Source organism: Rhodospirillaceae bacterium, assembly GCA_018660465.1.
Classification (GTDB): Bacteria; Pseudomonadota; Alphaproteobacteria; order Rhodospirillales; family JABJKH01; genus JABJKH01.
The window spans coordinates 1-24,426 of the sequence record JABJKH010000061.1 but is presented as its reverse complement, the minus strand read 5'-3'; the positions used below and the strand labels follow the sequence as shown (position 1 = coordinate 24,426).

Below are 24,426 nucleotides of genomic sequence, written 5' to 3'. Positions count from 1 at the left end.
CTGGGTTAGTCCTGGCTTTTCACTGCCTCGGCACAGCGGCCGCAGGCATCGGGGTGGTCAGGGTCGGCACCGACATCGTCCATAACCATCCAGCACCGTTCGCACTTGGCACCGTCAGCGGTATTGGGAACCACGGCCACGTCTGCGACATCCGCGAGAGTGAATGCGCCCTCTGGGGCGGAGGCTTCGCTCAACGTCGCACCGGAGGTGATTGCGATCTCACTTAGATCGAGACCTGCCATGGCTTCGATATAGTCGGCACCCACGTAAACATGGGGGTGGGCTTGCAGGCTTGAACGAATGCGCTTTTCGGCGCGTTCGACTTCCAGGGCGCCGGTGACAACGCGGCGAAGGTCACGGACCTTGGCCCACTTGGCAGCGAGGTCATCGTTCTGCCACGTATCGGGAATTTCAGGGAATTGCTGCAGGTGCACGCTGGAGTCATCGCCGGTGCGGGCTCGCCAGGCTTCTTCCGCAGTAAAGCAAATAAACGGCGCGAACCACGCGGTCAGGCAATTGAACAGGGTATCCAGAACGGTTCGTGCCGCCCGTCGCCGGGTCGAAGTGCTGGCGTCGCAATACAGGCTGTCTTTACGGATATCGAAATAGAACGCCGACAATTCCACCGAACAAAAATTATGCAGTTCGCCAAATAGTGCATGGAATTCGTAGTCGTTGCACGATTGTCGGACCAGTCGATCCATTTCCCAAATTCGGTGCAGCACCCATTGTTCCAACTCAGGCATATCAGCCCGGTCCAATTTTTCGCTGTCATCGAATTCATTCAGGTTGCCGAGCAGATAACGTAGCGTGTTCCGGAGCCTGCGGTAGACATCTGAATGCTGTTTGAGAATGTCGGGCCCGATCCGAAGGTCGTCCGAATAATCAGAGCCCACCACCCATAGCCGTAGGATATCAGCGCCTTGTTGTTTAATCACATCTTGGGGGGCGACAATGTTGCCGAGGGATTTAGACATTTTTTGGCCGTCCGCGCCCATGACAAAACCGTGGGTTAGAACGGCTTCATAAGGTGCACGCCCTCTGGTGCCACAGGATTCAAGCAACGATGAATGGAACCAGCCGCGATGCTGATCGCTGCCTTCAAGATAAAGCTGAGCCGGCCAGGCGAGTTCTTCCCGGTCCTCCAGCACAAAGGCATGGGTGGACCCTGAATCAAACCACACATCCAGAATATCGGTCACTTGGTCGTAATCGGCGGGATCATAGTTAGGGCTCAGGAAGCGTGACGGCTCGGAGGCAAACCAAGCGTCGGCACCTTCGGCTTCGACGGCATCAATAATACGGTCTAGCACGGCTTGGTCGCGCAATGGCTCACCACTTGATTTGTTAACGAACACGGTGATGGGGACACCCCAGGCCCGTTGGCGGGAGACACACCAATCCGGCCGCGACTCGATCATACCCTGTAGACGATTGCGTCCGGTCGCGGGGTAGAATTTTGTCTCATCGATGGCCTTTAAGGCTTTTTCCCGCAGATTGGACTTATCCATGCTGATGAACCATTGCGGCGTATTGCGGAAGATCAGCGGTGCCTTTGAGCGCCAGGAATGGGGATAGCTATGCACCAACTTTCCGGATGCCAGTAAACCACCCGCGTCCTTGAGGGTCTCGACCACTTCGGGGTTCACCTTAAAGACATGCTTGCCGGCGAATAGGGGGACGTGGTCGAAATACAATCCATCTCCCCCAACCGTATCGGGAACCGCGATATCATGTGCGGTTCCTAACTCCCAGTCATCAGCGCCGTGACCTGGGGCGATGTGGACAAAGCCCGTGCCTGTTTCCATTTCAACGAAATCTGCGGGGAGGGCAGGGATATCGAAATCGTATCCCTGGCCATTCAGCGGATGTTTGCAGATCGTGCCTTCGAGACCCGTTGCGGGGCCTTCCATCGTCCAATCAGAAATCCCTGCCGCAGCTTTAACCGAGTCGGCTAAGGGTGCCGCCAAGATCAAGCGTTCGCCAACGACCGCCAAGCTGTCTTCATCGACCGCATCGACGCGGAAAATCGCATAGTCATATTCAGGGCCAAAGGCGACCGCGCGGTTACCAGGCATGGTCCAAGGAGTCGTCGTCCAAATGACGATGGACGCGCCTTCTAATTCTTTTTGAGTTGTTTTCTGAACCGGAAAACGCACGAAGATCGTTGTCGAGGTGTGATCGTGGTATTCGACTTCGGCCTCGGCGAGCGCAGTCTTTTCCACCACCGACCACATCACCGGCTTGGCCCCTTTATAGAGCGAGCCATCCATCAGGAACTTGCTCAGTTCGCGAACAATTTGTGCCTCGGCGGCGTAGGTCATGGTGGTATAGGGGTTCGCCCAATCCCCAAGGATACCTAGCCGTTCGAATTCTTCACGCTGAACATCGATCCATTTCGCTGCAAATTCACGGCATTCCTGGCGAAATTGAACAATGGGAACGTCATCCTTGTCCTTGCCCTTAGCTCGATATTTTTCCTCGATCTTCCATTCGATAGGCAGCCCGTGACAATCCCAGCCCGGCACATAGACAGCGTCCTTGCCCATCATTTGTTGGGACCGATTGATGACGTCTTTCAAAATTTTGTTGAGCGCGTGGCCAATGTGCAGATTGCCGTTGGCGTACGGTGGGCCGTCATGCAGGATGAATTTCTCGCGCCCCTTGGACTGAGCGCGTAGTTGGCCGTACAAATCCGAATCTTCCCATCGTTTCAGGGTCTCCGGTTCACGCATCGCCAATCCGGCCTTCATCGGAAAGTCGGTTTTAGGCAGAAAGAGTGTTGGTTTGTAATCCACGTTAATGTCTCATCCGTCAAAAATTGGCCAATATTTTTTGGGCTTGGTCGCAATCCAGGGCGATTTGTGCCTTTAAATCATCTGTCCCGTCAAACTTCTTTTCAGGCCTAAGGTATTCAATCAGCGCCACACGGACGTTTTGACCATATAAATCGCCAACAAAATCGAACAGGTGAGCTTCAAAAATAAGGTCCTTTCCGTCGAATGTCGGGCGATAGCCGAGACTGGCGGCGCCATCGTGAGACACGCCGTTGACCTCGACCCGCACCGCATAAATTCCATTCGCCGGGTGCATGTAATCGCCCATGAACAAATTCACTGTCGGGAAACCCATGGTGCGGCCGATTTCTTCGCCATGTTGGACTTCGCCTTCGATTTCAAAAGGTCTTCCAAGTAGGTCTGCGGCCTGACGGGGCTTTCCCGCAACTAGAAACTCCCGGATACGGGTCGATGAAATTACTTCGCCGTCTTCGTCATTGTGGGCCTGAACGGCGGTGAAATCGAAGCCTTCTTCCTGACCTTTGTGCAGTAACAATTCGCAATTGCCGGCGCGCTTATGGCCGAACTTGAAATCATATCCCGCAACCACGTGCTGGGCCTTTAATCCGCCAACCAAGACGTCGTGGACGAAACTATCCGCGCTGCGTTCTGAAAAGGATTTGTCGAACGTCAGCACGATCAAGGCGTCCACGCCAAGGTTTTCAATCGCGCGGGCTTTGGCATCCGCAGGGGTCAGGCGAAACGGTGGGCCGTCTGGTGCAAACACACGGCGCGGATGCGGCTCAAACGTCAGCACCGACCACGGCACACCGTCGCCCTTTGCGTAGCGCCCAGCCTCGTTGACAACAACCTGATGGCCACGGTGCACGCCATCAAAATTGCCGATGGCAACAACGCCTTCACGGACATCGTCCGGTAGGTTCTCATAGGATGTAAAAACTTGCATGGCGCGGAAAAGTGTCAGGGGGCCTAGAGCGGGTCAAGGACAATCGCTTTGTTGTAGAGTCACAGGTTAAAATCCGAGTATCCTAATCTCATGAATTTTAGAAATATAATCTGGATTTGCGCAGCAATCTTGACCGTTGTTTGCCCTCGACCAAGCACGGCAACAGAATTAGGCTCAGGGATTTCATTTCGCCTGCCAATCAGCTGCACGCCAGGCAGAAACTGCTGGATTGTCAATTATGTCGATGCGGATCGGTCGAAGAATGCGATCGATTATGCGTGCGGCCACAAGGTCTACAACAAGCATAAGGGAACCGACTTCGCGGTTCGTGATCTGGCCGTCATGCGACGGGGGTTCGAGGTCACGGTGGGTTCTGTGCCAAAGCCCATCGACCGGGGTGTCCCTGTGGTGGCCGCTGCCGATGGGGTGGTCTTGGGCGTGCGTAAGGGGATGCGAGATGTCAATTACCGAAAAATCGGCGGAGTGAAGGCGCTGAAGGGCAAGGATTGCGGCAATGCAGTCCGCATTCAGCATGCCGGTGGATGGGTCACCCAGTACTGCCACATGCGGAACAAAAGCGTAAAAGCCCGCCGAGGCACTCGGGTAAAGGCGGGCCAATGGCTGGGCTTTGTCGGCTTATCAGGCCGAACGGAATTTCCTCATCTGCATTTTCAAGTGAGCCGTAACAAAGTCATTGTTGATCCCTTCACCGGATTATCTCAGGGATCAGGCTGCGGCAAATCGTCTGCACCGCTGTGGAATAAGGCCGCGCTGAAACAGCTCACCTATCGTCCGACCAACATTTATATGGGTGGGTTTACCGGTCGCGATCCTAAGGCAGGCCGGGCTCGGGCAGGAAAATATCACGACATTAAAGTTCCCCGAACGGCGGCGGCGCTGAATTTATGGGCTGATATTTTTGGCCTGAGAAAAGGTGATGTTTTGTTGTTTGAAGTATTCGCGCCCAATCGCACGCGAATTCTGGCGGCCAAGGCGATCATACGGCGCACCCAGATCAGGAAATTTTTCACCGCTAAGAAACGTCGGGCGGCGAAGCTGTGGCTACCGGGGGTGTACCGGGGGGAAATTCGTCTGGTTCGAAAATTGGCATCGGGAGACAGGCAAGTTTTTCGTCTAACCCGAACAGTTAAGCTGCAATAGTATAGACGGCGTCCTTCGAGACGCCGCTGACGCGGCTCCTCAGGATGAAGAATATATTTGAAAATAAAAAAGAATCTTCATCCTGAGGAGCGCTGAAAGCGCGTCTCGAAGGACGCCAAGTTAAGCCTCGCCGCTGATCCCTAGCTTATCGAACAGAGCCTTGTCTGCATCTAAATCAGGATTATCCGTCGTCAGCAATTTCTCACCATAAAAAATGGAATTAGCCCCAGCAAAATAACACAGCGCCTGAGTTTCTTCCGACATTTCCCGGCGACCAGCGGACAGGCGCACATGGGACTTCGGCATTAGGATGCGGGCGACTGCAACGGTTCGGACCATCTCAAAGGGATCAAGTGCGTCCACATCGCCCAAGGGCGTTCCCGGGATCGGCACCAGTTGATTGATTGGAACGCTTTCGGGTTGAGGGTCTAAGTTCGCGAGTGTCTCCAACATCCCGGCGCGATCATCCAAGGTTTCTCCCATGCCGATGATGCCACCCGAACACACCTTCATGCCGACGCGACGGACGGCGCTTAAGGTATCCAGCCGGTCCTGATAGGTCCGTGTGGTGATGATCTTGTCGTAGTATTCCGGCGAGGTGTCGACGTTATGATTGTAGTAATCCAAGCCCGCATCGCCCAAGGCCTGGGCATGGTCGTCGCTGAGCATGCCGAGGGTCATGCAACTTTCCATGCCGAGGGCTTTAACTTCTCCGATCATCGCGGTCATGGTTTCAACGTCGCGGTCTTTTAGGTCGCGCCAGCCAGCCCCCATGCAGAACCGAGTCGCGCCAGCGGCCTTGGCTTTTTCGGCTTCGATGCGAACTTCTTCGACCGCCAAGGTTTTGGTGGCGGTGAGTTCTGTTTCGAAGTGGCTGCTCTGAGCGCAGTATTTGCAGTCCTCTTGGCAGCCGCCAGTCTTGATCGACAGCAAGGTGCTTAATTGGACCGTGTTGGGATCAAAATTATCGCGATGTGTTTCATGGGCGCGGAACAGCAGGTCGTTGAACGGCAAATCAAACAAGTCGACGATTTGTGTTCGGGTCCAGGTCGCTGCTTGTGGTTTCAAGGAAGCCGCTGTGGCCATGCTCTTTCCTTTTTTTGGCCTTCAAAGTAAATCCGCTGCCGCCTGTTCGATGGCGTCGTAGGCGGTATGCAATTGGGTATCGCTTATGCAATAGGGAGGCAACAGATAAATCACATTACCAAGTGGCCGCATCAGCAATCCCTGGCCCATAAAATATTCTTTTAGCTTAGCACCAATGGCAGCGGTATAGCCCGCATCGGCAGCAACCACATCAATCGCAGCGATGGTCCCCATGACCCGCGCGTGATGCAGCCCATGCGCGTGCATCAGCCTAGACATGCGTTCCAGATGTAATAATTCGATACTTTTCATATCAGCCCGCGTTTCATCGGCCAGCAGCAAATCCATTGATGCCAGCGCGGCAGCACACCCAATCGGATTAGCGGTGAATGAATGGCCATGGGCGAGGGCCCGATCGAAGTCTTCTCCCAAAAACCCCTCATAAATTTCATCCGCACACACGGTGACAGACATTGGAACAAACCCACCCGTCAGGCCCTTTGAAAGGCAAATAATGTCGGGGGTTACGGTAGCCTTTAGACAGGCAAATAAGTCGCCGGTGCGCCCGAACCCGGTCATCACTTCGTCGAAAATTAGTAAAATGTCGGCAGCCTTCAGACGCGCAGCAACTGCCGTCAAGAATTCAGGTCGGCACATGCGCATGCCGGAGGCTCCTTGGACGAGAGGCTCGACAATGAGGGCGGCGGTCTCGTTACCGTGGTCAGTCAGATACTGGTCTAAGGCAGCAAGCGATGCAGCTTCCTTCGCCTCGACCTCACCATCGCCTTCCCAGGTTTCCGGATAGGACAGGGAGGTAACCTGGAACATCAAGTCTTCCCATTGTGAGAAATATCCCGAACTGGCCCCTGCCGACATCGCACCCACTGTGTCACCATGATACCCGCCATCGAAGGCGAGATATTTGCATCGTCCGGGCTGGTCTTTGTTACGCCAGTACTGATGCGCCATTTTTAGCGCGACCTCGACAGCAGTGGAGCCATCGTCAGAAAAGAAGACTCGGTTCAAATTTCCTGGCAGCAAGGCAGTAAGACGTTGGGCGAGTGTGGATGCAGGGCGATGGGTAAAGCCTGCAAAGATGACCTGTTCCAATTTCTTGGCCTGCTCAGCAACAGCCTCGGCAATCTTTGGATGACCATGGCCGTGCAAGGTGACCCACCAGGACGAAATCACATCAAGGAATTCGCGCCCGTCTTCGGCATACAGGACTGCACCCCGCCCCGCCCGAATGGCAATCGGGTCGGGTGCTGTTTGCGCCTGGGTGAACGGATGCCAGACGTGGCGCTTGTCGTGGCCGGGGTATTCGAGATCGCTCAAGAGAATTCACTTTCTAAATTTTTGGCGGCTATATCTATTCCAGCTGAATCAAGCGGCGAAATGGGTTCCAATTCAAGCAGGATTTTTATTTTGCCGTAAGTTCGAATGGCTTCGATATTGGCAGAGTTGGCGGGACCACTGACGATCACACCTAATAATTCTAAGTTTCGGGCTCGAAGTGCTTCCAAAGTTAGAAGGGTATGATTGATGGTCCCAAGCCCACTCCGCGCTACCACGACTACCGGCAGATCAAGTTGGTCGATCAGATCAATCATCAACGCCCCTTCGTTGATCGGCACGAGCACGCCGCCAGCACCTTCCACGACCAGATTATTATCGGTAGTGGGAAGCTTGAACTGGTTCATGTCCAAACGCAGGCCTTCCAAGCGTGCTGCTTCGTGTGGTGATAAGGGGGCTTGTAGCTCATAGGTGGAGGGATGAATGCGGCTTTCCTCCAGGCCTGTTAGCTCAGAAATCGTATCGCAATCGCGTCCTTCTGTTAAACCAGACTGCACAGGCTTCCAGTAATCGGCATCAAGGGCTCGGACCAAACAAGCAGAGGCAATTGTCTTGCCGATGTCGGTATCTGTTCCGGTTACAAAAATTCCACGTTTTGTCATGCGGCACCTCTTTTTTTTAGGGCCGCGATGTTGGGAATCATCGCCAATAACTTCTCAACATCTTCGTCGCGGTGCTCAGCGGAAAGGGCAAAACGAATACGCGCTGTGTCTTTGGCGACGGTCGGGGGGCGAATGGCAATGCCCAGGATGCCGGCATCTTCCAAGATGCTCGCAGCATTCAAAGTTTCCGCCACGCCTCCCAGCACGGCCGGGACAATTTGTGTCGATGAATTACAGGTGTCGAGGCCGTGGGCGCTGAGGGCGTCTCTCAGTCGCCCGGCATGGCGATGCAGTTTGGACCTTTCCGCGTCCATCTCTGGCACCAGATCAAGCGCTGCGTCCATGGCCCCCAGCACACCTGGCGGCAACGACGTCGAATAGATGAACCCACCGGCACGGTTGATCAGATAGTCTTTTAAGCGCTCTGAACAGGCGACGTAGCCGCCGAAACTTCCGAGCGCTTTGCTAAACGTTCCCATCACCAGATCAACGCGCCCAAGCACATCGCCCGACAGCCCCATGCCTTGCGGCCCCAACACTCCCGTCGCATGGGCTTCATCGACGTAGAGGAACGCATCGAATTTGTCAGCGAGATCACAGAGCCCTTCGAGGTCCGCGCGATCGCCATCCATGCTGAAAACCGACTCGGTGAGGATAAATTTTCGTCCGCCGTCTTGATCGTATTTTTCAAGCAGGCTTTCCAGATGCGGCAGATCATTATGCCGAAACCGAATTTCATGAACCCCTGCTGCGCGACATCCTTGGTGCAGGGATGCATGGATCAGGCGGTCGGTGAAGACGATGGCGTCGCGGCCCAGCATCTCTTTATCAAACAAAGCGGGCAGGACAGCGCCATTGGCCTGGAATCCTGAATTAAATATCAACGCGCTTTCGGTGCCTTTTAATCCCGCCAGCTTTTCTTCAACCATCGTGTGGGCTTCAAACGTGCCAGTGACCAATCGAGAGGCACCCGATCCCGTGCCCCACTTTTCTGTCCAGGCAACAGCGCGTTCGATCAGCTTTGGATGTTGGGTGAGGCCTAAATAATTGTTCGAAGAAAAATTTATTAGCTTTTGACCGTCTCGCCAAACATGGGCAGCGCCATCTGGATTGCCGGGTTTTAGATCGCGCAGGACGCCTTTGCCCTTCAGGGTTTCCAAAAAGTTTTCCAACTGATCGTCCAGACGGGACATGAAACTGACCGTATTGTTCTTGAGATAGAAGGCGTGATCTTAAGCCTAAGTGGGCCGTCGGGAAACCAGCTTGGGTTGAGCCCGCATTTGTATCCTTCTGGGTTTGTTTTTCTTTTCAGGAGCCAGCCGTTTAATCTTTGGCGGTTCAGCCTCTAAAAACTGTTCAGCATCGAACAAAGCAGATTGGCTTCCTTTTAGATCGGCATTTTTCTCCAATGCTTGCAAGGTATCTTGGACCATAGGGTGGCGGTCTGGCGAGCGAACACATCGCAAAAGGTGATGCCGTGCAATGGCCGCAACAGCCTCGTGAATGGCCTCGGGCTTCATCGTCGGCTCACACGCGCGGATGTAGGCAGATAGGGTCCAGGCATTTGCAGGCAGCGCCCGGAGTCTCCGCGACCGGCACCATTTGCTGAAGTCCCGCCATTGTTTGGTGGGGATCAGCCGGACCATGTTTTTACTCCGAGTCCCAATCCAGCCCGATATCAATGGCTGGGGCGGATTGGGTGATGCGTCCGACCGAAATATAATTGACACCCGTTTCGGCAATGGCTCGGATGGTTTTTAGGGTCACACCGCCTGAAGCCTCGGTCTTGATGCGTCCCGCCACAATAGCTACGGCCTCGACCAAAACAGGCGGCGGCATGTTGTCGAGCAGCACCGAATCTGCACCGGCCTCAATCGATTGGCGCACTTGATCGAGAGTATCGCATTCGACTTCGATATCCGTAAGCCCGGCTTTCCGCGCACGGGTGACGGCTTCAGCCACGCCCCCGGCGACGCTCAAATGATTATCCTTGATCAACACCCCATCATCCAAACGCAGACGGTGGTTTTTTGCACCGCCCATAGACGTCGCGTATTTGGCGAGAAGGCGTAATCCCGGGATGGTCTTCCGCGTATCCAACAAGACAGCCCCCGTGCCGGTGATCTCATCCACGTAGGTGCGGGTCAGGGTGGCGATACCGGAAAGATGCTGTAAAAAATTAAGCGCGGTGCGTTCTGCCGTTAAAAGGTCCCGCGCCGGTCCGTTGATTTTAGCGAGGTCGGCACCCGGCTTAACTTGTACGCCATCTTCCAGCAGAATTTTGACGTTTGCCGTCGGTGCCAGCTTTTCAAACACTCGCTCGGCGATGCCTAGCCCGGCAACTACCATATCCTGGCGCGCGCGAACCGTACCCGAGTATTGGGCGTCTTCTGGGATTAGGGCGATTGAAGTTAGGTCTCCGCGCCCAACGTCTTCGCGAATGGCCTCGTCGATGGCGTGTTCGATGACCTCAGAGTCTAGGATCATGCGAGACTTATTCCGCTGCGGCCTGGGCCTGCTTTACGGGGGGCGGGGAAAGCTTCATCATTTTGTTCAAGGGCTCTTGCGCCTTCTTGCGCAGGTCTTCAGGCAATTCAACCCGCGGTGCTTCGTTCAGCAGGGCCAGATAAAGCTTCTCCATGGTATTCATTTCCATGAATGGGCAGTTGGCGCAATTACACGTGCCATCGGCACCAGGGGCGGCGATAAAGGTTTTACCCGGCGCACCCTTTTCCATCTGGTGAATGATGTGCTGTTCGGTCGCGACGATGAAAGTGTCGTGGGGATCATTGATGACGTAATCCAAAATTCCCTTGGTCGAGCCCACATGATCGGCGTATTTGAGAATTGCTTCCGGGCATTCGGGGTGTGCAGCAACCATAGCGTCCGCGTGGCGGGTTTTTAGTTTGACCAATTCACGTTCGGAGAATTGATCATGAACCAAGCAAGTGCCGGGCCAAAGCGTGATCTCTCGGCCGCATTTCCGGGCCAAGTATGCACCCAAGTGTTTGTCCGGCGCGAATAAAATGGGCTGGTCTTTGGGTATGGAATGGATGATCGCTTCGGCATTGGACGAGGTGCAAATGATGTCCGACAGCGCTTTAACGTCGGCGGAGCAATTAATGTAGGAAATGGCGACGTGGTCAGGATGCTTTTCCCGGAAGGCGCGGAACTCATCCGGCTGACAGGAATCTTCCAGCGAACACCCGGCTTCGGCGTCAGGTAACAGCACAAGCTTGGACGGATTGAGAATTTTGGCAACCTCGGCCATAAAGCGGACGCCGCAAAAAATAATGACATCTGCATCTGTGCTCGCAGCTTTGCGAGACAAATCCAACGAATCACCCACAAAGTCGGCGATGTCTTGAATTTCTGGATCCTGATAATAGTGCGCCAAAATTACCGCATTCTTTTCCTGGCGGAGACGCTTAATCTCCGCTTCCAGGTCCAGATAAGGGTCAACTTGGCCTTCCGTCACGGCATCAGCCGCTGGAAGAACCACCGTATCGGTCATCGAATCGTCTCCATATTCGCCGTTGGTTCGCTGCAATATATAGATGGCGCATTTTTTTAACCGAATCAACTGTTCGGGAAAAGATAAAATAGCATCATATAGGTACTAATAGGTATGTGGAGAGGCTTAATTTTACGTAAAATTCGCCCTAATAGAGCTGCTAACGCCCTGTGTGCACCTGTTGCCGCCGAGACATCACACTTTCTTGATTGTCTCCTGTCGGCTGATAGACCACATCGATTTCTTGAAACGCTTCCAGCCAATTTGATGCTGTTTCTGCGCTATTTACTTCAAATGCATCGAATCCGCAGCGCTGCATAAGCGACAATTGATCCCGAAGGACATTGCCGACAGCACGAATTTCTCCGGTATAGCCAAGCCTTTCCCGCAACAACCGCGCATAGGAATACGCACGACCGTCGGTGAAGGCTGGAAATTCCAGGGCAATGACGGCAAAACGCGAGAGATCGTCGGAAATTTCAGAAGGCGGTTGATCACTTTGGAGGCGGATGCCCAAGGGCGCGTTCCGCTTAGCGAGCATTTTTTGCTCGTCCCGCCAACGATCAAGGCTGACGATCACAGAATCCTGGTCGCTAAGGTCTTCGCTGTCATCAACGTGAACCCAGGTGTCTTCGACAACGGCCTTTTCTTTAATGAGTGCCATAAAGCTTCTCCTTGAAGGGACGCGAACCGACTCGTCGGTAGGTATCGATAAACCGCTCGTCGCCGCTACGGATTTCGACATAAGTTTCAACAATGTCGGAGACCGCACCTACGATATTTTCCGCCGAAAATGCAGGGCCGATGACCTTGCCGATAGAGGCATCAACACCGGCATGGCCGCCAAGGGTGATCTGATAAAGTTCCTCACCTTTACGGTCGACGCCTAAAATCCCGATGGCACCGGCATGGTGATGGCCACAGGCATTGATACAGCCCGAAATTTTTAGTTTCAAATCGCCGATGTGATGTTGTTCATTCAGGTTGGCAAAACGCTCGCTGATTTCCTGTGCGACGGGAATAGACCGGGCATTGGCCAAAGCGCAGTAATCCAGCCCGGGGCAGGTAATCATATCGGTGACCAACCCAAGGTTCGCCGTGGCGAGGCCAATCTCATCAAGTTTCAACCACAGGTCATAAAGGTCATCCTGCTTCACGTCGGCGAACACCAAGTTCTGTTCGTGGGTCGCGCGAATTTCGCCAAAGCTGTAGGTGTCGGCCAAGTCAGCGACCGTATCCATCTGGCTCGCCGTGATATCACCCGGCACGCCGCCAATGGGTTTTAAGGACAGATTGACGATGGCGTAGCTCGGGTGCTTATGAACGGCGATATTGGTATCCGCCCACATGGCAAACGCGGGGTGAGTCTTCTTTCTGGCTTCAAACAATTCGGAATTATGTTCCGAATTTTCGTAGGCAGGGGGGGCGAAATAGGCGTTGATCCGATCCACTTCTTCTGCGGGCACTGTCAGCGCCCCATCCTTGATCTGAGCCCATTCTTCTTCCACCAAGCGGGTGAATTCTTCGACGCCTGTTTCCGCCAACAAGATTTTGATCCGGGCTTTGTACTTGTTGTCCCGGCGTCCAAGTTGGTTATAGACTCTGAGAACAGCTTCCAGATAACTCAGAAGATGTTCTTTGGGCAGAAACTCGCGGACGGTTTCAGCGATATAAGGCGATCGGCCAAGGCCGCCGCCGACCATGATCTCAAATCCTACGTCACCCGCATCGTTTTTGTGCATCATAATGCCGATGTCGTGAAATTTTACTGCGGCTCGGTCATCGCTCGCCCCTGTCACGGCGATCTTGAACTTGCGCGGCAGGAAGGTGAGTTCCGGGTGTAGGGTGGACCATTGGCGAATGAGTTCGCAATAAACCCGGGGGTCCTCAATCTCATCCGCTGCGACGCCGGCGTATTGATCGGACGTGGTGTTGCGAATGCAATTGCCACTGGTTTGGATGGCGTGCATTTCAACAGAGGCTAAATCCGCCAACAGGTCCGGCACGTCGCCCAACTTGGGCCAGTTGTATTGAATGTTTTGGCGAGTCGTGAAGTGGCCATAGCCCCGGTCATAGGTGCGTGCCACATGCGCCATCATCCGCATCTGTTTGGCTGAAAAGGTGCCATACGGGATCGCAACTCGCAGCATATAGGCGTGCAATTGCAAATAGAGGCCGTTCATGAGGCGGAGCGGTCTGAATTCATCTTCAGAGGTTTCGCCGGTCAACCGCCGGGCCACCTGACCCCGGAATTGTTGAACGCGTGCATCGACCAGTTCCTGGTCGAATTCATCATATCGGTACATGGTTTGTGTCCTTACGCCGCGTTTTGAAGATTATCTGCGGCTTTAAAATTAGAAGGGATACTTGGTCCTTGAGCGCGCAATTTTTCTCGCATGCTCAGGGGATGGAGCCGTCCCGTTACTTGTTCCACAGGGATGACGTAGGTGCCGACAACATCAATACCGGACTCCGTGGCGTCCATCAGACATCGCTCAGCCTCCTCAACCGACGCGAACGCAAATGCGCTGTCGATCCAATGAGACCAAATTTTGTTGCCTTGGTAATAAACCACGGCCCCGTCGCTAAGTCTGTTTGCCGTTAATATCCGCATTTTTCCAATCTCTCTGAACGGAAACTTTGTTTTGACCCAAATTATCCATCGTTGTGATGTGGAATAATATAATACTCCATTTTAAAAAAGTAAATTAAATTAATAATACAAAGTTTTAATGTGTATTTAAAGCATTGAAATTCCCCATACAAAGGCAAATTTTTTATTTTGAGTGGAGGAGTCTTAGGCTTCTAGGATCGCAACGACTTGGTTTTCTTCGACGGAATCTTCTTCGGCAACGAGAATTTCTTTGATCGTTCCGTCCTCAGGTGCCAGCACAGGAATTTCCATTTTCATGGATTCGAGGATCATGATTTCATCGTCTTCTTCGACTTGATCGCCGACTTTGGTGACGATTTTCCAGACGGACCCGGTGATTTCTACTTTGACGTCGACGTCGGCCATGACTTCGTTACCTCTTGTAAATTTGGGCTGAATGAGTACGACAATCATACATATCTTTTCCCATTGCTCCATACTGGTCTTGAAAATGTTTAAAAAAGTTCTGATTGCCAACCGAGGGGCCGTCGCGGCGCGAATCATTCGAGCCTTAAAAAAACTGGGTATTCCGTCAGCCGCTGTGTATTCAGAAGCCGATGCAGCTGCCCCCTATTTGAAGGAAGCCGACGAAGCGTTGCTGATTGGTCCCGGCCCAGCCAAGGAATCGTACTTAAACCAGGACGCGTTGTTTAAGGCGATTGAAGACAGCGGGGCGGATGCCGTTCATCCGGGGTATGGGTTCCTGTCGGAAAATGCTGGGTTTGCTCGTGCGTTGGAAAATCGGGACGTTGCCTTTATTGGCCCGTCTCCTGATTGGCTCGAAAAAATGGGCGACAAAGTTGAATCTCGCAAACTCATGGCTGAATATGGGGTGCCCATGCTGGTGGCATCACCGCTATTGCCGGACGACGAAGCGGCCATCATAGCGGAAGGCGAACGCATTGGATTTCCTTTGTTGATCAAAGCAACAGGCGGTGGTGGTGGAATCGGCATGCAACCTGTGACAGAGCCCAAAAAGCTGGTGAAGGCAGTCGGGCGTGCACGGGCACTTGCGGAACGGACATTTTCCAACGATGGGGTGTATTTAGAAAAACTCCTCGAACGACCCCGTCATATTGAATTTCAAGTCGTTGCCGACAAACATGGCAACGCTTGCACCGTGTTCGAGAGAGACTGCTCCGTTCAGCGGCGCTATCAAAAGGTCATTGAGGAATCACCCGCCCCTGCGGTGGACGAGAAAAGCCTGAGCGCCTTGGCTGAAACCATATGCAAAGCTGTTCAAACCATGGGTTACGATAATATTGGTACCGTGGAAATGCTGCGCGGTGAAGATGGTAGTTTCACGTTCCTGGAAATGAATACCAGGCTACAGGTCGAACATGGCGTGACGGAAGAGGTCACGGATGTTGATCTGGTTGTTGCCCAAATTCGCTCCGCTGCCGGCGATAAACTATCTGATATTTTTGAGACTGAGCCTGAAAGCAAAGGCCATGCGGTCCAGGCGCGCGTGTACGCCGAAGACCCGATAAAGTTTTTCCCGTCGCCGGGCCACTTGGAAACCTTCCGCCCACCGGCAGGAGAAGGCATTCGCGTGGAAACTGGCTACGCGGAGGGCATGGATGTCACACCTTTTTATGATCCGATGATCGCCAAGGTTATCGCCAGGGCAGAGGATCGAAAGACAGCTATAACGCGGCTGCGAGATGCCTTGGCGGTGTTTTCTATTTCGGGTCCGAAAACAAATATTCCGTTTTTGCTGGAAGTTTTGGACAGCGAAGAATTTCAGTCTGGTCAGGTTCACACCGGATTGGCGATCGATCTACGAAGCTAATTTTTTGCTCGCAACGTCAATATATCTTTCGAGATACTGAAACCGTCCAAGCGCTCCAAGAAACTCATACCGAGCAGCGAACGCCCCATATCGGCTCCGTTAACAGAGGCCCGAACTTTTCGGATCGCTATCGGACCTATCCTAATTTCATCCAGTCGAACAGGGGCGCCAAAAACCGTGCCGTTGGCTGTCGCGTAGCGCCGATTGAATTTTAAATTTTCTAGGTCCATTCCTAACCGCCGGGCATCACCCGGGCTCAAGGTTACGTCGCTGGCGCCTGTATCGACCAAGAAACGAAGGGGCGTGCCGTTGACTTTGGCTTGAATGACGAAATGACCATTGTCACTGGCCCGAAAGCGAACTTCCGCACCGACGACTTCGCCTTGATGGGGCAGCAATTCGCCGACGACACGATCTTTTACAGCGCCTAAGTCATGCCGATAGCTATAGCCAATGAACAGAACCGACGCGATGGCCAGCCAGATGGCGGCATTGCGGAGAACATGTCCGGGCCGAAGTTTGCGGTGGGCCGCAAGCCCGCTGGAAACCAAGGCCAGCACCAGAACAGAATGCAAGAGGCCCATTTGGGCTTCGTCGCTTTCAAGGGTTTCAGGAAATAGGGAAGCGAGCCAAACAATTAAGGCCCCTAGCCCAACGGCCCCCACCAGCCACCATATCCAGAACTTCGAGTGTTGCGAACTAGCCATACTAAATTGGTAGTCGCAACCGCGCACGGAGGCCGCCTAAGGGGGACTCTTCAAGCGAAATGGACCCGCCATGGCTGCGAATGACGTCGCGGGCGATGGTCAGGCCCAGGCCAACACCGCCGGTCGATGGATTGCGTGAATCTTCCAGCCGATGGAAGGGTTTGAAGGCATCATCGCGTTGATCCTCAGGGATACCCGGTCCGTCATCGTCAATTGTGATATCGATATGATCACCGCGTTGTCCGGCGCGGACAGAGACGTGATCGGCATAGCGAATGGCATTATCGATCAAGTTCGTGACGCAACGCTTGAAGGCATTGCGACGGAGATGCAGCGTGATTTCTCCTTCAGAATGAAAATCCACGTGGCCGCCCTTACGACGAGACTGGGCGACGACCTCATCTAGGAGAGCACTCAGGTTCGCTGGCTCAGGAGCTTCGGCCCCTTCGCCTCTGGCAAAGGCGAGGTAGCCTTCCAGCATATGTTCCATCTCATCAACATCTTCTTTGAGTTCATCAACGCCATCTTGTGTGCCCAGCAATGCCATCTGTAGTTTCATGCGGGTCAGAGGGGTGCGGAGATCATGGGAGACACCGGCGAGCATTTTTGTGCGTTCGCCGACCTGGCGAAGAATACGTTCGCGCATGACCAAGAAGGCGTGGGCGGCTTGGCGGACTTCAGACGCGCCTTCCATCTTGAAGTCTGCACCTTCCCGACCTTTTCCGAAGTCATCGGCAGCGGTCGCCAAGCGGCGAATGGATTTAACCTGATTACGCATGAAAATAGTGGCGACACCAAACAGCAGAAGCGATGTCCCGACCATCCAGAGGACGAAGACATAGGTGGTGGAACTGAACAATCGCTTGCGCGAGGTAATTATTTCTAGAATTCCTTGCGGTAATTGAATCCGTACGATGACATGCCGGTTGAGAGAGACTGTGTCGATTTGAAACGGTTTCTGAATCCGTTCGCGAATGGCCCGAATCAACATCCGCTCCATAAGATTTCGGCCCACAGGCGATTTGTTGGAGAGAATTTTCTTTGGCTTCAGCGTCCCAATTATATCCAAGTGCCGGGCGGCAAGGTTAAAGACTCGAATTTGCCCGTCTGCACTTGGGTTTTCCCGCATTAATTCGACGACAGCGGAAATATCGCCGGCCACACCCCGGGCCAGGCGAAGCGAGACTTTGTCCCAATGACTTTCATAAAAGATCAGCCCGGACACCACTTGCAACAGAATAAGCGGCGTCACGATGATCATCAGTGACCGGCCAAGCAGACTGCGGGGGAGATACTTCTTAATCACTTAGTCGGGCCTCAGTACATAACCCTTGCCGCGCACGGTCTGGAGATAGCGTGGCAATTTGGGGTCTTGTTCGATCTTGCGTCGCAACCGGGTGACTTGAACGTCAACGGCGCGTCCGCCTCCTGCGGCACCGGTCCGGTCAATTAATTCCTCGCGGCTTAGCACCAAATTGGGTTGTTCCGCCAGAACCTTCAGGAGAGCGGCTTCCACCGATGTCAGGCGAATGAGGTCTCCTTCCCGGCTCAGGGTGTCATGGGTTCGATCAAACACGACGTCTCCCATTTGAATATCGCTTAGATCCTCGATGGGGTCCGGCTGGCGGCGCAAAATATTATTGATGCGGAGCAAAAGTTCTCTCGGCTCAAACGGTTTTGTCAGATAATCATCGGCCCCTTTTTCCAAGCCGGTGATGCGATCCTCAGTCTCGGCCATGGCGGTCAGCATTAGGATGGGGATGGAACTTGTCTTGCGCAGGTCGGCGGCAAAGTCGAGACCGTTTTCGCCGGGCATCATCAGATCGAGCACCATTAGATCAAATTCTAACGCCGCTAATTTGATTCTGGCATCCGCCGCATCGCGGGCGGCAGAAACGCGAAATCCGTTCTCGCTGAGAAACTTTCTCAGCAATTCGCGCAGCCGGTCGTCATCATCCACGGCAAGGATATGCGGCATATCGGTATTCATCGCAGCCATTCCACCCCGAATTACGTCAGAATAACATTAACACCACACTACATTAGCCAGAAATACATTAGCCAGAAATTCGGTTGCGGTCTTCCACGTTAATGATCCCCCTGAGAATTTCACGAAATCCGTTGATGGCGGGGGCTCCGGCCGCGCGATAGGCCTCTGCAATGCGGTGGCTCTGTTGTTTCGTCAACTTAGCTTCCAACTTTTCACCTGCCAGCGTCAATCGTAGACGACGAAGCCGCCGGTCGGCCGGGTCAGAATTTTGTTCGATAAATTCTTCTTGGACGAGTTGCCGAAGAACCCGGTTCAAGCTTTGTTTGGTAATGCGCAGGATCGCCAGCAACTCATTGACAGTGATGCCCGGATTGCGGCCAACGAAATAAATCACCCGGTGATGCGCCCGACCGAAATTGTATTGCGCCAAAACCGCATCAGGCTCCGACGTAAAATCCCGGTAGGCGAAGAACAGAAGCTCCATCGCCTGGCGCAGGTCTTCTTCGTTAATTTCCGGGGACGGTGCGGTCATGTGCGCTGGTTAACTTCCATATTATAAATATACGTCAGTATTGTTGACATATATGCCTGAAATGGATGAAAATGTATACGAATAATTTTTTATCTATTTGGCACTAAATTGAATGAGGGATGGGGGCAGTCATGTCGGGAGCTACATTTGACGACCGCGATGGGGACATCTGGTACGATGGCAAGATGGTGCCTTGGCGCGACGCCAACGTTCATATTCTAAGTCACGCTCTGCATTATGCGTCTTCGGTGTTCGAAGGCGTTCGTGTCTACAATGGTAAAATTTTTAAACTGACCGAACACAGCGAACGCCTGGGCTTTTCGGCAAACGAACTTGGGTTTGAATTGCCGTACACCGTTGCAGAGATCGATCAAGCCTGCCTGGATGTCTGCAAAGCGAACGATATCGTTGACGGCTATATTCGACCGGTGGCGTGGCGCGGCAGTGAGATGATGGGTGTTTCTGCGCAGGAGACTAAAATTCATGTCGCCATCGCCGCATGGCCATGGCCGTCGTATTTCTCGCCGGAGGCGCGCTTGAAAGGCATTCGCCTTAAGACCGGCCCGTGGCGTCGACCTTCGCCAGAAACCGAACCTGTGCACGCCAAGGCGGCAGGGCTGTACATGATCTGTACCCTGTCCAAACATGCAGTGGAAGACGAAGGCTATGACGATGCCCTAATGCTCGATTGGCGGGGCCAAGTCGCTGAATCAACTGGTGCGAATATTTTCCTGGTGATGGAAGATGGCAAAATTCATACGCCAATCCCGGATTGTTTCCTCAACGGCATTACCCGGCGGACCGTGATTGAACTCGCTGAAAAACGCGGCTACGAGGTGGTAGAGCGGGTGATCATGCCGGAAGAGATTCCGAGTGCGAAAGAAATTTTCCTAACCGGGACTGCCGCCGAAGTTACCCCTGTCGGCGAAATCGATGGTCACAAATTCACCGTCGGCGACGTCACTCAAAACCTGATGGAAGACTACGAACGGGCGGTCGGTAAAATCACCTAAGGCTCTGCACGCGTGCCACGCGATAGAGAGTCTTCTGGGTCGGCTAGCGCGTTTTCTTCTAAATCTTTTGAGATATAGGCGAAGGCTTCATCGACGGAATCTGTTCTGAAGATCAGCGCAGCTTCGTCGGCGCTGACCGTGCCGTGTTCAACCATCGCATCGATGTTTAAGACGTCGTTCCAGTACGATGTTCCGAATAGCACAATTGGCATTTTCTTTTTGATCTTGTGGGTCGTGATCAGGGTCATGGTCTCAAACAATTCGTCCATGGTGCCGAAGCCACCCGGGAAAATGACCAGCGCCTTGGCCATAAACATGAACCAGAATTTGCGCATGAAGAAATAATGAAATTCAAACGCCAACTCCCGCGAGATATAGGGGTTGTCGTGCTGTTCTTGGGGGAGGTTAATGTTGAGCCCGATGTTCAGCCCCTTGGCTTCGGACGCGCCTCGGTTCGCGGCTTCCATAATTCCAGGACCGCCCCCCGTGCAAACAACGAACCGACGGTTGGTGCCTTCCAAATGTTTCGACCATTCGGTCATTCTGCGTGCCAGTTCCCGGGCGTCTTCATAGTACCGCGACATGTTCAGGGCTTTTTTTGCTGAATCGACATCGCCACCATTCGCTTCGGCGTTTTTTAAATCTTTTTCCGCTTCTTCGCGGGAATGAATGCGGGCTGATCCAAAGAATACGACGGTATCGATGATGCCAAGACGGTCGAAGCGGGCTTCGGGTTCCAGGTATTCAGAAAGAATTCTGAGCGGTCGGGCGACCCGGTCATCCATAAATTCCGAATTTCTAAATGCTTTGAGGGGCCCATCAAATTGGCCGTCATCTTTACTATCAGGCATTTTCAAGAACCTTTTGAGCCATCACCCCACCGGGCAGCGGCGGCGTCATCGGACGAGCGCGCTTCGACCCATTGTGGGCCGTCATTGGTTTCTTCCAGCTTCCAAAACGGTGCCTGGGTTTTCAGCCAATCAATAAGAAAGTGGCAGGCATCGAAGGCAGCAGCTCTGTGGGCTGAGGCTGCGACGACAAGGACAATGGGATCACCCGCTTCCAGTCTTCCATAGCGGTGGATGATCAAGGTTTTTTCCAGCGACCAGCGCTCATGAGCTTCGGCCTCAATCTTCTCCAATGCCTTCTCCGTCATGCCGGGGTAGTGTTCCAGCGTCATGGCGCTGACAGAGGCATCACCTGCCATGTCTCTCACCTGGCCCATGAACGCGCACACACCGCCGATGCCGTGATTGCCCTCACCGAACGAGGAGAGCTCTTCCCCCATATCAAACGGTTCGGCTTGCACACGGATCATGGACTTACCCGCCTGTGACCGGAGGAAAGAATGCGATTTCGTCGCCTGTTTTGACCGGCGCATCCAATTGGACGTATTCCTGATTGACGGCGACGCGCACGATTGAGGTGTCTGCCATGGCTTCGGCAAATCCGCCACCGCGTCCTTTAACCCATTCCATAAGGCCTTGGACGTCGGTTACGGTTTCAGGGGGCGAAACTTCTTCCTCCCCCACACCGGCCTTTTCGCGCAGATAAGCGAAATAGAAAATCTTCATCGTGTCACCTCACTAAACGGTAGAAAGTCTACCATGAATCCCTCTTCGAAGGGGCCCTGATCCTCGGCCAGTTCGATCAGTCCATCGGACTCGACCATGGAGGTCAAGACTCCGGCACCCCCTTGCGGGTGCTTGATGGCGGATAGAATTCCGTCTTGTCCGCGTTCCAGACGCGCCCGAACCCATTCCCGGCGGCCTTGTTTTTTCTTAAAGTCAAATCCGGCGCGAACTTGGAACAGAGAAGGCGCGATACTTTTGTGGCCACCTAACAACAAAACAATGGGCCGCGCGATGCGCATGAATGTCACCATCGATGCAACCGGGTTTCCCGGCAGGCCGATAAAGGCGGTCGTGCCAACTTTCCCCATAGCGATCGGTCGCCCGGGTTTAATCGCCAGTCGCCAGAATTGGATTTCACCCAAGGCTTGCACTGCGTCCTTCACGTGATCTTCTTCGCCCAAGCTGACGCCGCCAGAGGTAATCAATAGATCGTGGGAGGTAGCAGCTTTCTCAAGCGCATTCTGGATATCACCCAGTTGATCAGGAAGAATCCCAAGATCAGTGACGACCGTCCCCATGTCATTTAGCAGGCCCATCACCGTATAACGGTTGGCATCGAAAATGCAGCCATCAGGGGCCGCACCGGAAGGGTCGCGGACTTCGTCACCGGTGGAGAAAACAGCAACACGCAGGGGCTTAAAAACTTTTAACTCTGACCGACCCACTGATGCCGCAAGGCCAATTTCCTGGGGCCGCAGCCGTGTTCCTTGGGTCAGGATGACCGAGCCCTTCTTTACGTCCTCCCCGGCGAAGCGATAATTGGCGCCCTTCTTTATGCCCGGCTTTAGCACCACAACATCGCCTTCAAGTACGCAATCTTCCTGCATGAAGATTGTTTCCGGGCCTTCAGGCACCGGAGCACCCGTAAAAATTCGAAGGGCTTCGCCGGCGCGCGCGGGGCGTCCCAGTGGGTGACCGGCAGCAATGCGTCCGGTGATGTTCAGCCGTGTTTCTTCATCTGAATTCAAATCATCAAAATAAACCGCATAGCCATCAACAGCTGCGTTGTTGTGGGGCGGTACGTTGCGAGGGGCAGTAACATCCTCGGCCAAGGCTCGGTTCAGGGCTTTGCTCAGGGGGACGGTTTCTGTTTCGACGATCGATGAAAGCCGTTCAGCCAACAATGCCAAGGCATCGCTGAGGGGGGTTAGGTCATTACCGTCCAGTTCGAAGCAATCGTCCCGGAGTTCCGTCATGCCTGCTCTATGCCTCCAACTCGCAATGACCAAGAACAAAATCAGCAATTGCGGCCACGTCGTTGATATCCAACACTGGTATATTTAGGTGCGGTAACGCCTTATCGCTAGCCACCGCGACCACGGTTGGGTCATTTTCACAAAGCAACGGCTTGTTTGTTTTACTACGATGGACTTCCATTTTAGCATGCTGATCCCGTTTGAACCCTTCGACCAATAAAAGATCCACCGGCGCCATCATGCCCACCAGTTCATCCATGGTGGGCTCTTCTTGGTTATCTAATTCATGCATCAGTGCCCACCGTTTGCCTGAGGCGACTAAAACTTCACCGGCACCGGCTCTGCGATGTTCAAAGGAATCTTTGCCCGGTTTATCAATGTCGAAGCTGTGATGGGTGTGTTTCATGCTAGAAACCGTATGACCCCGGTTGATGATTTCCGGAATCAGCTTAACCATTAACGTGGTCTTTCCGCTATCCTGCCAGCCAATTAGTCCAAAAACCTGCATAATTTAATCCCGATATGTGTATCTATTCGGTTTGATCGGGCTTTTGATGTGCTTGTTCCGCCTCAAGCCGATCAGACTCGGCGATATGGCGGAGGCCAGCAACTAAATAGTCAAAGCCGGTGATCAACGTAAACCCGGCAGCGATCCAAAGTCCGTAGGTGCCGACTTCAAGGGTTGTTAAGGGACCAAAATCCGGGCCGACACTGCCAACCAATAGAAACCCGAGCGCCATCAATTGAACAGTCGTCTTCCACTTGGCCAACCGGCTTACGGGTAAACTAACTTGTACCCCCGCCAAAAACTCACGAAGGCCAGAGACCAGAATTTCCCGACACAGAATAATCGCTGCCGGAATGACCGTCAGTCCTGAGACCCGGTCGATCCCAACCAGCAACAGCAGCACGGCCGCGACCAACAGCTTATCAGCGACGGGATCCAGGAAACGCCCAAGCTTAGACTGTTGATGCCAGGCCCGCGCCAGGTAACCATCGAAGAAATCCGTAATACACGCCGACGCATAAACCGCAAAGGCCAACCAATTTCCCAAGGGCGGTTCAATAAAGACCAAACCAACCACCACGGGGATGGCGAGAATGCGGGAAAATGTCAGGATGTTGGGTATGTTAAAAATCATAATTTAGTGTGCTGAATTAATTGTCCGAATGAAACCAGTCATAAATTTTCTTGGCATAGCCTTCGCTAATGCCGTCCGCTGCCTGTAAATCAGTGGCCCCCGCTTGCGCAACTTCCCGTGCGGAACCGAAATGATGCAGCAGGGCCTTCTTGCGTTTGGCTCCGATCCCCGGAATTTCATCCAAAATCGAGCGTACCAAGACCTTCTGCCGTCGCCCCCGATGTGCGCCAATGGCAAACCGGTGCGCTTCGTCCCGCAGACGCTGTAAGAAATAGAGGACAGGATCGCGTGCGTCCAACGAAAAGGG

At 53.5% G+C, this 24,426-nt stretch carries 27 protein-coding genes; 3 read left to right on the top strand and 24 right to left on the bottom strand.

Translation table 11 applies throughout. The annotated features are described in order from the left end of the window. Positions 1 to 5: 5 nt before the first annotated feature. A complete protein-coding gene (locus HOM51_09415; protein ID MBT5034726.1) occupies positions 6 to 2,804 on the bottom strand; it encodes an isoleucine--tRNA ligase in 2,799 nt (932 codons plus the stop codon). Between the two features lie 10 nt (positions 2,805 to 2,814). Continuing rightward, the gene (locus HOM51_09410; GenBank protein ID MBT5034725.1) at positions 2,815 to 3,744 is read right to left on the bottom strand and encodes a bifunctional riboflavin kinase/FAD synthetase; all 930 of its coding nucleotides are present in this window, start codon (positions 3,742 to 3,744) and stop codon (positions 2,815 to 2,817) included. A gap of 90 nt (positions 3,745 to 3,834) precedes the next feature. Here HOM51_09410 and HOM51_09405 point away from each other — a divergent pair, with 90 nt between their 5' ends. Continuing rightward, a complete protein-coding gene (locus HOM51_09405) occupies positions 3,835 to 4,905 on the top strand; it encodes a M23 family metallopeptidase (GenBank protein MBT5034724.1) in 1,071 nt (356 codons plus the stop codon). Positions 4,906 to 5,025: 120 nt separating this feature from the next. Here HOM51_09405 and bioB read toward each other — a convergent pair whose 3' ends face one another. The 11 genes from bioB to HOM51_09350 form a co-directional block, all read right to left on the bottom strand. Next, positions 5,026 to 5,991 (bottom strand): biotin synthase BioB, encoded by a 966-nt coding sequence (gene bioB / locus HOM51_09400; GenBank protein ID MBT5034723.1) that lies wholly within the window; start codon positions 5,989 to 5,991, stop codon positions 5,026 to 5,028. A gap of 21 nt (positions 5,992 to 6,012) precedes the next feature. After that, positions 6,013 to 7,326 (bottom strand): adenosylmethionine--8-amino-7-oxononanoate transaminase, encoded by a 1,314-nt coding sequence (gene bioA, locus HOM51_09395; GenBank protein MBT5034722.1) that lies wholly within the window; start codon positions 7,324 to 7,326, stop codon positions 6,013 to 6,015. Next, entirely contained in the window at positions 7,323 to 7,946 is a 624-nt protein-coding gene (bioD, locus tag HOM51_09390) for a dethiobiotin synthase (GenBank protein ID MBT5034721.1), read from the bottom strand. Before bioD ends, bioA begins: the two co-directional genes overlap by 4 nt. Then, the gene (gene bioF, locus HOM51_09385) at positions 7,943 to 9,139 is read right to left on the bottom strand and encodes an 8-amino-7-oxononanoate synthase (protein MBT5034720.1); all 1,197 of its coding nucleotides are present in this window, start codon (positions 9,137 to 9,139) and stop codon (positions 7,943 to 7,945) included. The genes bioD and bioF overlap by 4 nt, the downstream gene beginning before the upstream one ends. Positions 9,140 to 9,184: 45 nt before the next feature. Next, complete coding sequence (locus tag HOM51_09380) at positions 9,185 to 9,592, bottom strand: hypothetical protein (GenBank protein MBT5034719.1); 408 nt, start codon at positions 9,590 to 9,592, stop codon at positions 9,185 to 9,187. 4 nt (positions 9,593 to 9,596) lie between these two features. Beyond that, positions 9,597 to 10,433, bottom strand: coding sequence for a carboxylating nicotinate-nucleotide diphosphorylase (nadC, locus tag HOM51_09375; protein ID MBT5034718.1), 837 nt, complete (start codon positions 10,431 to 10,433; stop codon positions 9,597 to 9,599). 7 nt (positions 10,434 to 10,440) lie between these two features. Beyond that, complete coding sequence (gene nadA / locus HOM51_09370) at positions 10,441 to 11,460, bottom strand: quinolinate synthase NadA (GenBank protein MBT5034717.1); 1,020 nt, start codon at positions 11,458 to 11,460, stop codon at positions 10,441 to 10,443. 160 nt (positions 11,461 to 11,620) lie between these two features. Beyond that, positions 11,621 to 12,124, bottom strand: a complete 504-nt coding sequence (locus HOM51_09365) for a DUF934 domain-containing protein (GenBank protein MBT5034716.1) — start codon at positions 12,122 to 12,124, stop codon at positions 11,621 to 11,623. Next, a complete protein-coding gene (locus tag HOM51_09360) occupies positions 12,111 to 13,766 on the bottom strand; it encodes a nitrite/sulfite reductase (protein MBT5034715.1) in 1,656 nt (551 codons plus the stop codon). The genes HOM51_09365 and HOM51_09360 overlap by 14 nt, the downstream gene beginning before the upstream one ends. Positions 13,767 to 13,777: 11 nt before the next feature. Further along, positions 13,778 to 14,074: a DUF2849 domain-containing protein gene (locus HOM51_09355; protein ID MBT5034714.1), complete on the bottom strand. Its 297-nt coding sequence runs from the start codon at positions 14,072 to 14,074 to the stop codon at positions 13,778 to 13,780. Positions 14,075 to 14,257: 183 nt separating this feature from the next. Next, a complete protein-coding gene (locus tag HOM51_09350) occupies positions 14,258 to 14,479 on the bottom strand; it encodes an acetyl-CoA carboxylase biotin carboxyl carrier protein subunit (protein ID MBT5034713.1) in 222 nt (73 codons plus the stop codon). 85 nt (positions 14,480 to 14,564) lie between these two features. Between HOM51_09350 and HOM51_09345 the strand changes: the two genes are divergently transcribed. Continuing rightward, a complete protein-coding gene (locus tag HOM51_09345) occupies positions 14,565 to 15,905 on the top strand; it encodes an ATP-grasp domain-containing protein (protein ID MBT5034712.1) in 1,341 nt (446 codons plus the stop codon). Here the strand turns inward: HOM51_09345 and HOM51_09340 are convergent. The 4 genes from HOM51_09340 to HOM51_09325 form a co-directional block, all read right to left on the bottom strand. Then, complete coding sequence (locus HOM51_09340) at positions 15,902 to 16,612, bottom strand: TIGR02281 family clan AA aspartic protease (GenBank protein ID MBT5034711.1); 711 nt, start codon at positions 16,610 to 16,612, stop codon at positions 15,902 to 15,904. The genes HOM51_09345 and HOM51_09340 overlap by 4 nt on opposite strands. A 1-nt stretch (position 16,613) precedes the next feature. Beyond that, positions 16,614 to 17,873 carry a HAMP domain-containing protein gene (locus HOM51_09335; protein ID MBT5034710.1) on the bottom strand — a complete coding sequence of 420 codons (1,260 nt, stop codon included), beginning with the start codon at positions 17,871 to 17,873 and terminating at the stop codon, positions 16,614 to 16,616. 45 nt (positions 17,874 to 17,918) lie between these two features. After that, positions 17,919 to 18,602 (bottom strand): response regulator, encoded by a 684-nt coding sequence (locus tag HOM51_09330; GenBank protein ID MBT5034709.1) that lies wholly within the window; start codon positions 18,600 to 18,602, stop codon positions 17,919 to 17,921. A gap of 67 nt (positions 18,603 to 18,669) precedes the next feature. Continuing rightward, complete coding sequence (locus HOM51_09325) at positions 18,670 to 19,134, bottom strand: MarR family transcriptional regulator (GenBank protein MBT5034708.1); 465 nt, start codon at positions 19,132 to 19,134, stop codon at positions 18,670 to 18,672. A 131-nt stretch (positions 19,135 to 19,265) separates the two neighbouring features. Between HOM51_09325 and HOM51_09320 the strand changes: the two genes are divergently transcribed. Continuing rightward, positions 19,266 to 20,147, top strand: coding sequence for a branched-chain amino acid aminotransferase (locus tag HOM51_09320; protein ID MBT5034707.1), 882 nt, complete (start codon positions 19,266 to 19,268; stop codon positions 20,145 to 20,147). Here the strand turns inward: HOM51_09320 and HOM51_09315 are convergent. The 7 genes from HOM51_09315 to HOM51_09285 form a co-directional block, all read right to left on the bottom strand. Next, on the bottom strand, positions 20,144 to 20,998 hold the full coding sequence (locus HOM51_09315) for an LOG family protein (GenBank protein ID MBT5034706.1): 855 nt from the start codon (positions 20,996 to 20,998) through the stop codon (positions 20,144 to 20,146). The two genes, HOM51_09320 and HOM51_09315, sit on opposite strands and share 4 nt — an antisense overlap. Positions 20,999 to 21,000: 2 nt before the next feature. Beyond that, a complete protein-coding gene (locus tag HOM51_09310) occupies positions 21,001 to 21,465 on the bottom strand; it encodes a molybdenum cofactor biosynthesis protein MoaE (protein ID MBT5034705.1) in 465 nt (154 codons plus the stop codon). Positions 21,466 to 21,469: 4 nt separating this feature from the next. Continuing rightward, positions 21,470 to 21,721 (bottom strand): molybdopterin converting factor subunit 1, encoded by a 252-nt coding sequence (moaD, locus tag HOM51_09305; GenBank protein MBT5034704.1) that lies wholly within the window; start codon positions 21,719 to 21,721, stop codon positions 21,470 to 21,472. After that, positions 21,718 to 22,977, bottom strand: a complete 1,260-nt coding sequence (locus HOM51_09300) for a molybdopterin molybdotransferase MoeA (GenBank protein MBT5034703.1) — start codon at positions 22,975 to 22,977, stop codon at positions 21,718 to 21,720. Before HOM51_09300 ends, moaD begins: the two co-directional genes overlap by 4 nt. A 7-nt stretch (positions 22,978 to 22,984) precedes the next feature. Beyond that, complete coding sequence (mobB, locus tag HOM51_09295) at positions 22,985 to 23,485, bottom strand: molybdopterin-guanine dinucleotide biosynthesis protein B (protein MBT5034702.1); 501 nt, start codon at positions 23,483 to 23,485, stop codon at positions 22,985 to 22,987. A gap of 22 nt (positions 23,486 to 23,507) precedes the next feature. Beyond that, a complete protein-coding gene (pgsA, locus tag HOM51_09290; GenBank protein ID MBT5034701.1) occupies positions 23,508 to 24,119 on the bottom strand; it encodes a CDP-diacylglycerol--glycerol-3-phosphate 3-phosphatidyltransferase in 612 nt (203 codons plus the stop codon). A gap of 16 nt (positions 24,120 to 24,135) precedes the next feature. Further along, on the bottom strand, positions 24,136 to 24,426 hold a 291-nt coding region (locus HOM51_09285; GenBank protein ID MBT5034700.1), incomplete at its 5' end, for an excinuclease ABC subunit C.